Annotated in this window: 11 protein-coding genes; 10 read left to right on the forward strand and 1 reads right to left on the reverse strand. The window is 72.7% G+C overall.

From position 1 onward, the window contains the following. The 8 genes from VIB11_RS04500 to VIB11_RS04535 form a co-directional block, all read left to right on the forward strand. The coding region (locus VIB11_RS04500) for an ATPase, T2SS/T4P/T4SS family (protein ID WP_332028772.1) at positions 1–490 on the forward strand (490 nt) is incomplete at its 5' end. Positions 491–492: 2 nt separating this feature from the next. Then, entirely contained in the window at positions 493–1,362 is an 870-nt protein-coding gene (locus VIB11_RS04505; protein ID WP_332028773.1) for a type II secretion system F family protein, read from the forward strand. Then, a complete protein-coding gene (locus VIB11_RS04510; protein WP_414695754.1) occupies positions 1,359–2,363 on the forward strand; it encodes a type II secretion system F family protein in 1,005 nt (334 codons plus the stop codon). Before VIB11_RS04505 ends, VIB11_RS04510 begins: the two co-directional genes overlap by 4 nt. Before the next feature lie 28 nt (positions 2,364–2,391). Next, a complete protein-coding gene (locus VIB11_RS04515) occupies positions 2,392–2,586 on the forward strand; it encodes a hypothetical protein (protein ID WP_332028775.1) in 195 nt (64 codons plus the stop codon). A gap of 53 nt (positions 2,587–2,639) precedes the next feature. Next, complete coding sequence (locus VIB11_RS04520; RefSeq protein ID WP_332028777.1) at positions 2,640–3,041, forward strand: TadE family protein; 402 nt, start codon at positions 2,640–2,642, stop codon at positions 3,039–3,041. After that, positions 3,038–3,553 carry a pilus assembly protein gene (locus VIB11_RS04525; protein ID WP_332028779.1) on the forward strand — a complete coding sequence of 172 codons (516 nt, stop codon included), beginning with the start codon at positions 3,038–3,040 and terminating at the stop codon, positions 3,551–3,553. Before VIB11_RS04520 ends, VIB11_RS04525 begins: the two co-directional genes overlap by 4 nt. 203 nt (positions 3,554–3,756) lie before the next feature. Next, positions 3,757–4,230 (forward strand): pilus assembly protein TadG-related protein, encoded by a 474-nt coding sequence (locus tag VIB11_RS04530; RefSeq protein WP_332028781.1) that lies wholly within the window; start codon positions 3,757–3,759, stop codon positions 4,228–4,230. Positions 4,231–4,485: 255 nt separating this feature from the next. Then, positions 4,486–5,856: an FAD-binding oxidoreductase gene (locus tag VIB11_RS04535; RefSeq protein WP_332028783.1), complete on the forward strand. Its 1,371-nt coding sequence runs from the start codon at positions 4,486–4,488 to the stop codon at positions 5,854–5,856. A 168-nt stretch (positions 5,857–6,024) separates the two neighbouring features. Here the strand turns inward: VIB11_RS04535 and VIB11_RS04540 are convergent, their stop codons facing one another. After that, positions 6,025–6,906 carry a hypothetical protein gene (locus VIB11_RS04540; RefSeq protein ID WP_332028785.1) on the reverse strand — a complete coding sequence of 294 codons (882 nt, stop codon included), beginning with the start codon at positions 6,904–6,906 and terminating at the stop codon, positions 6,025–6,027. Positions 6,907–7,260: 354 nt separating this feature from the next. Between VIB11_RS04540 and VIB11_RS04545 the strand changes: the two genes are divergently transcribed. Together VIB11_RS04545 and VIB11_RS04550 are read left to right on the forward strand one after the other, a co-directional pair. Then, positions 7,261–7,668 (forward strand): hypothetical protein, encoded by a 408-nt coding sequence (locus VIB11_RS04545; protein WP_332028787.1) that lies wholly within the window; start codon positions 7,261–7,263, stop codon positions 7,666–7,668. A gap of 239 nt (positions 7,669–7,907) precedes the next feature. Continuing rightward, positions 7,908–8,400, forward strand: a 493-nt coding sequence (locus VIB11_RS04550; RefSeq protein WP_332028789.1) for a beta-ketoacyl synthase N-terminal-like domain-containing protein, incomplete at its 3' end; no start/stop codon positions are given.

Here is an 8,400-nt window from a genome sequence, read left to right on the forward strand (position 1 = left end):
CCGCCAACCCAGCCTCGAGGGCACCGGCGAGGTGCCGCTGCGGCGGCTCGTGAAGGAGGCCCTGCGGATGCGCCCGTCGCGCATCATCGTCGGCGAGGTGCGCCAGGCCGAGAGCCTGGACCTCCTGATCGCCCTCAACAGCGGGCTCCCGGGCATGTGCACGATCCACGCCAACAGCGCCCGCGAGGCGGTGACGAAGATGTGCACCCTGCCACTGCTGGCCGGCGAGAACGTCAGCAGCCGGTTCGTCGTCCCCACGGTGGCCGGCTCGATCGACCTCGTCGTGCACGCCGCACTCGAGCACGACGGCGTGCGCCGAGTCCGCGAGATCGCGGCGGTGCCGGGGCGGGTGGAGGGCGACGTCGTCGAGATCGCCGACCTGTTCGTGCAGCGTGACGGGCAGCTGCGCCGGGCGGACGGCTACCCACCCCACATCGACCGCTTCGAGCGCGCGGGCTACAACGTGTCGGCCCTGCTGGCACAGGAGTAGCGGTGCGCGGCATCGTGCTCGGGCTGCTGCTCGGCGTCGGCCTCTTCTGCATCTGGTGGTCTGCCTGGGTGCCGGGCGACACCGCCACGCCCCGCGGCAGTCGGCCGGGCCTCGGCGACAGGCTTCGCGACGACCTGGTCCAGGCAGGCTACGAGGGGATGGGTCCGCGGAGTCTCCTGGCCGCATGCACCATCGCCTTCTGCCTCGTGTTCGTCACCGTCCTGGCAGGGACCGGGGTCGCGCCGATCGCGGTGTGCTTCGCGGCCATGGCCGGCTATGCACCGCTGGCACTGGTGCGGATGCGGGCACGGCGACGGCGCGCGGTGATGCGGGACCTGTGGCCCGACGCGGTCGACAACATCGCGTCGGCCGTGCGGGCCGGCCTCGCGCTCCCGGAGGCGCTCACCCAGCTCGGCAGCCGTGGCCCCGAGGAGCTGCGTCCGGCCTTCGTGGCCTTTGGCCAGGACTACCGCGCGACGGGACGCTTCCACGAGTGCCTCGACCGGCTCAAGGAGCGGCTCAGCGACCCGGTCGGCGACCGCCTGGTCGAGTCGCTGCGCATCGCCCGCGAGGTCGGCGGCAGCGACCTCGGCCGGCTCCTGCGGACCCTGTCGACCTTCCTGCGCGAGGACGCCCGGACCCGCGCCGAGCTCGAGACCCGCCAGGGGTGGACGGTCAACGCCGCTCGGCTCGCGGTCGGCGCCCCGTGGCTGGTGCTGGCGCTCATGGCCACCCGAGGCGAGTCGGTGCAGGCCTATGCCACGGCGACGGGGACTGCCGTGCTGGCGTTCGGAGCGGTCATCTCCGTCGCGGCCTATCGGATCATGCTGCACATCGGGCGGCTGCCCGAGGACGAGCGGGTGCTGCGATGACCGGCAGCCGGTTCGGCGCCACGGGGTCGGAGGCGCTGGGTCCCGGCGGTCTCGACCTCACGGCCGGCCCGGGGCTGTCGGGCCCCGGCGCCGGCATCGGGCTGATGCTGGGCCTCGGTCTCCTCCTGTTGTGGGCCGGACTTCCCCGACACCGCAGGCCGGGTCTGCAGCAGCGACTCCATCCCTACCTGCGCGACGCCCCGCGGCCGTCGCGGCTGCTTGCCGCTCCTCAGATCGGTGGTACGGGGGCGTTGGCCGCGCTGCTCCGCCCCGTCGTCAGCGACCTCGCCAGCGGCATCGAGCGGATGCTGGGCGGCTCGGCGTCGGTGCGGCGCAGGCTGCTCCGGGCCGGAGGGGCCCCAGACCTCGAGCGGTTCCGCGCCGAGCAGGTGCTCTGGGGCGCAGCCGGCACGGTGGCAGGTGCCGCTGTCGGTACGTCGCTGTGGTTGGCCGAGGGCGGGTCGGTCGTGCCGGTGGTGATCCTGACGCTCGTCGGCACGGGCGTCGGCATCGTCGCCAAGGACCAGTGGCTCTCCCGGCAGGCCAACCAGCGCGAGCAGAGGATGCTCGCCGAGTTCCCCACCGTGGCCGAGCTCCTCGCCCTGGCGGTCGGCGCCGGCGAGGGGGCCGTCGGCGCCCTTGAGCGAGTCTGCCGCCTGTCCCGCGGCGAGCTCGCCGACGAGCTGGGGCGCTGCCTCGCCGATGCGCGCGCCGGGGCGAACCTCCCGACGGCCCTGCAGGGCCTCGCCGACCGGACCGGGCTGCCGAGCCTGTCCCGCTTCGTCGATGGCATGGTCATCGCCGTCCAACGCGGGACACCTCTGGCAGAGGTCCTGCGCGCCCAGGCCCAGGACGTCCGCGAGGCCGGCCGCCGCGCCGTCATGGAGGAGGGCGGCAAGAAGGAGATCGCCATGATGGTGCCGGTGGTCTTCCTCGTGCTCCCCGTCACCGTGCTCTTCGCTGTGTTCCCCGGCTTCACCCTGCTCCGCTTCACGATCTGACCACCAGACACCACCCGAGAGGACCGACATGCAGACGATCACCAAGGCCGCCGTACGGGCACGGATCTCGGCGAAGAGGGCACTGGGGGAGCGTGGCGACGTCCCGGGCTGGGTCCTGATCACGCTGATGACTGCTGGGCTGGTCACCGTGCTGTGGGCCGTCGCCGACGACCAGCTCCAGACACTGTTCCGGCGTGCGATGGGCTCGGTCAGCGGGCCCTGACCTCGCAGATCGTGACCCGGCCCGCCGCCGCACGTCCTCAGCCACATCTGCCCATGCGAGTCCGCCCTCACCGTGAGCGCCGACGCCCCGAGTGCGGGAGCGCCGTCGCCGACTTCGCCATGGTCTCGGGCCTGGTGGCCGTGCTGTTCATCGCGGTCTTCCAGGTCGGGCTGGCGCTGCACATCCGCAACACGCTGATCTCGTGCGCTGCCGAGGGAGCACGGTTCGGCGCCCGGGCCGACGCCCAGCCCGAGGACGGCGCGGCCCGGGCGCGCCAGCTCATCTCCGCCTCGGTCTCGGAGCGGTTCGCTGGGAATGTCACCGCCACGGTCGTCGACGCTGGGGGAGCGCAGGTGGTCGCTGTGACCGTGGTGGCGCCGCTTCCCGTCATCGGCCCTCTCGGTCCGGACGGACGGCTCCGTGTCGTGGGCCGGGCGTTCCTGGAGTCGCAGTGAACGGCCTGAGCGTCCTCGCGGTGGGGGGCAGGATCCGCGCGGCCGCTCGCCGAGTGCGCCCAGCAGCGGCGCGCCGCTGCGGCGCGGGCCGCGGCGAGGGCGGCAGCGCCGTCGTCGAGTTCGTGTTCCTCGCCGTGCTCATGATGATCCCGCTGATCTACCTCGTCATGATGCTCGGCCGGTTGCAGGCCGGCGCGTATGCCGCGGCGACGGCCGCGCGGGAAGCAGGCCGTGCGTACGTGACGGCGGAGAGCGAGGAGTCGGCTGGCCGGCGAGCCGAGGTCGCATCGCGTATTGCCTTCCAGGACCACGGTTTTGGTGACAACGGCCGGGTGGTGCTGTCGTGCGACGGCGCCCCGTGCCTACGGCCCGAGGGGCGGATCGCCGTGACGACGGAGGTCACGGTCCCGCTGCCGCTCGTTCCCTCCTTCGCACGTTCGGTGATCCCGCTCGAGGTGCCGCTGAGCGCGTCGCACGTCGCCGTCGTGGACCGCTTCCGGGGCCAGCCGTGACCGGGCCCGCGGCGTCAACGAACCGGCGTGAGCTGCCCGCGGCCGGGTCCACGGCCCGTGCCCGCGGCCGTGCCCTGCCCCCTGTCCTGGGTCATGATCTCGCCCGGGTCCTCGGACCCTTCCGTCACCGCATCGGTCACCCTGTCCGCCACCCTGTCCGCCACCCTGTCCGCCACGGTGTCCGCGGCGCGGCCGGCCGTCTGGTGGAGTCGGCCTCGACCCGAGCCCGGGCAGCCCGACGGCGCGGGGAGTCCGGTCAGGTCACGCTGCTCATCCTCGGCTTCACCCTGGTCGCCGCGATGCTCGTCGTCGGGACGGTGGCCGTGACCTCGGCGCAGCTGTCGCGGGTGCGGTTGCTCGACGCCGCCGACGGGGCCGCCCTCGACGCGGCCGACTCGCTCGACGTGCGGGCCTACGAGCAGGGCCTCGACGACGCCGTGGCCGTCAGCAACGAGACCGTGCGTGCCACTGCGGAGCGCTACCTCGACGAACGGCCGCTGCCTGTCGGCATGGCCGGGTGGGCGGTCGCGCCCGGAACAGGTTCTCCTGATGGCGAGACGGCAGTGGTGCGTCTCGTGGGGCAAGCGGATCTCCCCCTCGTCGGCGGGGTGCTGCGGGGACTGGGCACGACCGTGACGATCACGGTCGAGTCCCGGGCGCGCTCAGAGCTCCAGTAGGCAACGGATCCCCGCGGCCAGCCCGTCGACGCGGCCAGCGTGTCGCAGCGGACAGTCCCGCCAGGCTGTCTCAGACGTGCGTGAGCGCCCCCGCGCAGCGGTGCCCGGACTAGGTCAGGTGCACGATCTGCGAGGCCTGAGCAGCAGCCGAGACTGGACGTGCGCGCCCGGGCACGTGCCCCCAGATCCCTCGCCGTACATCTCCGTCACCCCGTGCCTCGTGGGCGTCATGCCTAGGCACTGAGGAGTTCGGTCATGACTCGCACCATCGAGCTGCTGCGCGAGAGCGTCCGCGGTCAGGTGATCAGCCCCGACGACGAGGAGTACGACGTCGCCAGACGGGTCTACAACGCGATGATCGACCGTCGCCCCGCCGTGGTCGTGCGACCGGCCAACACCGGGGATGTGATGTCCACGGTCAGGTTCGCCCAGGAGAACGGGCTGCCGGTGGCCACCCGTGGGGGCTCCCACAGCGTCCCAGGGTTCGGCACGGGCGACGACGCCGTGGTCATCGACCTGTCGAGCAGGCGAGGAGTCCGGGTGGACCCCGTGAGCCGCACGGCCCGCGCAGAAGGCGGAACGACCTGGGGAGACTTCAACGCAGCCACGCACGCGTTCGGCCTGGCGACCACAGGCGGGATCATCTCGACGACCGGGGTGGGCGGTCTGACGCTGGGAGGCGGCATCGGCTACCTCGACCGAGGCTTCGGGCTCTCCCGCGACAACCTGATCTCGGCGGACGTCGTCACCGCGGACGGGACGATGCGGGTGGCGAGCGGGACGGCCAACGAGGACCTCTTCTGGGCGATCCGTGGGGGCGGCGGCAACTTCGGCGTCGTGACCTCCTTCGAGTTCGCCCTGCACCCCGTGAAGGACATCTATGGCGGTCCCATGTTCTTCGAGCTCGAGCACGCCCGCGACATCCTCGAGTTCTACCGCGAGTACATCACCGACGCTCCGGAGCAGCTCGGGGTCTTCCCGGCCTTCCAGATCGCCCCGCCCCTGCCGTTCATCCCCGAAGACCGCCACGGGGAGCCGTTCATCGCCGTGGTCGCGTGCTGGGCGGGTTCGCTGGAGGAGGGGGAGAAGGAGCTGCAGCCCTTCCACGACGTGGCACCGGTGGTCGCCGAGCACGTCGGCCCGATGCCCTACCCGGCGCTGAACAGCGCCTTCGACGCGCTCGTGCCGCCGGGACTCCAGCACTACTGGAAGGCCAACTTCAACACCGAGCTGACCGACGGGGCCATCGACGGCCACCTCGAGTTCGGCCCACGCCTGCCAACGGTCAACTCCACGGTGCACATCTACCCCATCAACGGTGCCTGTCACCGGGTCCCGGGTGAAGCGACGGCCTTCGCCTACCGGGACGCGACCTTCGCCACGGTGATCGCCGGGATGTGGCCCGACCCGGCGCAGAACGAGGCCAACACGCAGTGGGTCCGGGACTACTACAACGCCACCGCGCCGCACTCGGAGGGCGGTGGGTACGTCAACTTCATGGCCGAGGACGACCAGGACCGGATCCGGGACAACTACAAGGGCAACTACGACCGGCTCGCGGCCATCAAGCGGACGTACGACCCGGACAACATGTTCCGGTTCAACCAGAACATCAAGCCCGCCTGAGCGGTCCTCGGGGAGGGCCCTCCGCGCAGCTCCCGGGAGGCCTTCGGGGCGCGAGTCGCTGCGCCCGGGCGGCCCGGCCTCCGTCGCGGCGTGGCAGCCCGGGGGCCGAACGGTCGGCCAGTCAGCGCACGGGCCGGAGGGTCAGCCAGCTGCGCACGGGCCGAAGGGTCAGCCAGTCAGCGCACGGTCCGATTCGGCGGCGAGCCAGTTGGCCACCATGAGCACGCACACCACCATGGCCTGTTCACTGACGCCTTGCTGCACGCGCAGCTCCGACAGGGTCGGGGCCTCTTCCCTGGTCTGCACCATCGCGCCCCAGTCGCAGGCCGCCCACCGTGGGGGGACATGGGTCTCGGCGGCGACCACCCGCGGGTCCAGTGCAGCGAGCTCGACCAGGTCGTCGGACGGCAGCGTCTGGCTGATCGGCGAGGCCGAGAGCTCGTTCAGAGCCCGTGCCCACGCCTCGGTGATGGCAGGCTCGGTGTCTCGCGCCATCCCCGCCTCGTACGACCAGGCAGCCAGCATGCCGAGCACCGTGATGGCGAAGGCCGGGACGCCGTCGCCCCCTTGGCCCCCGTGGTCCGTCGCGCCCCTCGCGGAGTCCGCGCCGCCCTCCGGCATGGCACAGGGCGGTCGCCCCGGCGTGGAGTCGCAGAACCGGTCGACCACGGCCGCGAGGCCGCGCCGTCCCGCGGCCACCTCGAACATGCTGGCTGCCAGATCCACCACGGCGTCCAGCAGCGTGACGGTCCGGGCGGGGTCGGACGGGTGCTCCACCAGGGTCAGCAGCTCGGGCACCAGCCCCGCTGTGCACGTGGGGCAGGGGCGGCTCGCCACGATCTCGCCAGCCCGGCGGCGGTGCATCTCGCGGAGGACGGCTGCGCGCGGCCGCCAGGGGAGCAGCTCGTCGAGCTGCTCGTCCCGCTCGTGGCGCATGTCAGGGGGGAGCTGGGCGTAGGCGCCGTCGATCGTCAGGTCGGTGGCGAGGATGTCGGCAACGGTGAGCGACGCTCCGGAGAGGTAGGCGCTGCCGTCAGGGGCGTGGTACATCGGGACTCTCTGTGCATCGGGACAGCTGTGCAGGCGGAGGGCGCGCCGGGCGCGGCATCGCGTCAGCTCCGGTGTGCGGCTCGTCCGCAGGAAGGCCCCCACGACAGGGTACGAGGCCCGGATCGCCCCTTTGTCGCGCAAGCCCCGAGTTGGGTGGATTCTCCAGCCCTGTGATCTGAAGCACGTGCCAACGCCCCAGCCCCAGCCCCAGGCCGTCGCCCAGCCCCAGGCCGTCGCCCAGCCCCAGGCCGTCACCCCAGCCCAAGTCGTCGTCACCCCCGCGCCCGTCACCCGTTCACCCGCCCGACGGGTGCCGGACACCCCGGTGCCACCCGGCGGCGCGACGATGACCTGGTGGACAGTCCCGGCGACTGGGTCGCCGCGGTCGCAGCCGTCGCCGCGATGCTGTTCGTCGGCGTCGCGATGCTGCACACGCTCGCCGCCTTCGGCTCCCCCGTGGGGAACCACCTCTGGGGCGCGGACCGCCAGGAGCTGCCCGGCCTGCTGCGCGGCGCGAGCGTCGTCACGGTGCTCGGGCTCACCCTCGCGGCGATGGTCGTCTGGGGTCGGGCGGGACGGTCGAGCGTCGCGGCGTGGGACGACCGTCTCGTCGGCGGGCTCACCTGGCTGCTGGCCGTCTCCCTGGCCGCTGCAGCCGTTGCGTGCCACTCCTCGCACAGCCGACTCGAGCGCTGGGTCCTGGCCCCGGCCGCGGCCGTGGCCGCGCTGCTCGTGGCGCTCGTGGCCGCCGCCGCAGGCTAGGCCGCCACGGCCTGCAGACAAGCCCCCACGGCAGGCAGCGGCGCCGTCACGGCAGGCAGCGGCGCCCTCACGGCATACCGGCGGTGGCGCGCTCGGTCGCGAGCCCGGGTCGGGCGAGACGCGCCCGACGCCCCCGGACGCGGGTGTGGCGACTGCCACGAGAGGGCAGGGTCGCACCCCCCGGCCGCGCGACTAGAGTGGCGAGCGAACTCGACCAACGGCGCTGGAGGCTCATCGCAATGAACGACCGTCCCACCACTGTCATCGTCGCGGGCGCCCGCACGCCCATGGGCCGCCTGCTCGGCTCCCTGAAGGGCTTCTCCGGGGCCGACCTCGGCGGTGTCGCCATCAAGGGGGCCCTGGACAAGGCCGGAGTCGCCCCCGATCAGGTCGACTACGTCATCATGGGCCAGGTCCTGCAGGCCGGCGCGGGCCAGATCCCCGCCCGCCAGGCCGCTGTCAAGGCCGGCATCCCGATGAGCGTTCCCGCGCTGACCATCAACAAGGTGTGCCTCTCCGGTATCGACGCCATCGCCATGGCCGACCAGATGATCCGCGCGGGCGAGTACGACGTCGTCGTCGCCGGTGGCCAGGAGTCGATGACGAACGCGCCCCACCTGCTCGAGAAGTCCCGCGAGGGCTACAAGTACGGCGACGTGACGGTGCGAGACCACATGGCCCACGACGGTCTCTGGGACGCCTTCACCGACCAGGCGATGGGCGCGCTGACCG

This window comes from Pedococcus sp. (assembly GCF_036554925.1).
Lineage (GTDB): Bacteria > Actinomycetota > Actinomycetes > Actinomycetales > Dermatophilaceae > Pedococcus_A.

Bases quoted from the DNA above. Each gene is read 5' to 3' on its own strand.
- VIB11_RS04510 (WP_414695754.1), top strand. From the start codon at position 1,359: ATGACCGGCAGCCGGTTCGGCGCCACGGGGTCGGAGGCGCTGGGTCCC.
- VIB11_RS04515 (WP_332028775.1), top strand. From the start codon at position 2,392: ATGCAGACGATCACCAAGGCCGCCGTACGGGCACGGATCTCGGCGAAG.
- VIB11_RS04520 (WP_332028777.1), top strand. From the start codon at position 2,640: ATGCGAGTCCGCCCTCACCGTGAGCGCCGACGCCCCGAGTGCGGGAGC.
- VIB11_RS04535 (WP_332028783.1), top strand. From the start codon at position 4,486: ATGACTCGCACCATCGAGCTGCTGCGCGAGAGCGTCCGCGGTCAGGTG.
- VIB11_RS04540 (WP_332028785.1), bottom strand. From the start codon at position 6,906: ATGTACCACGCCCCTGACGGCAGCGCCTACCTCTCCGGAGCGTCGCTC.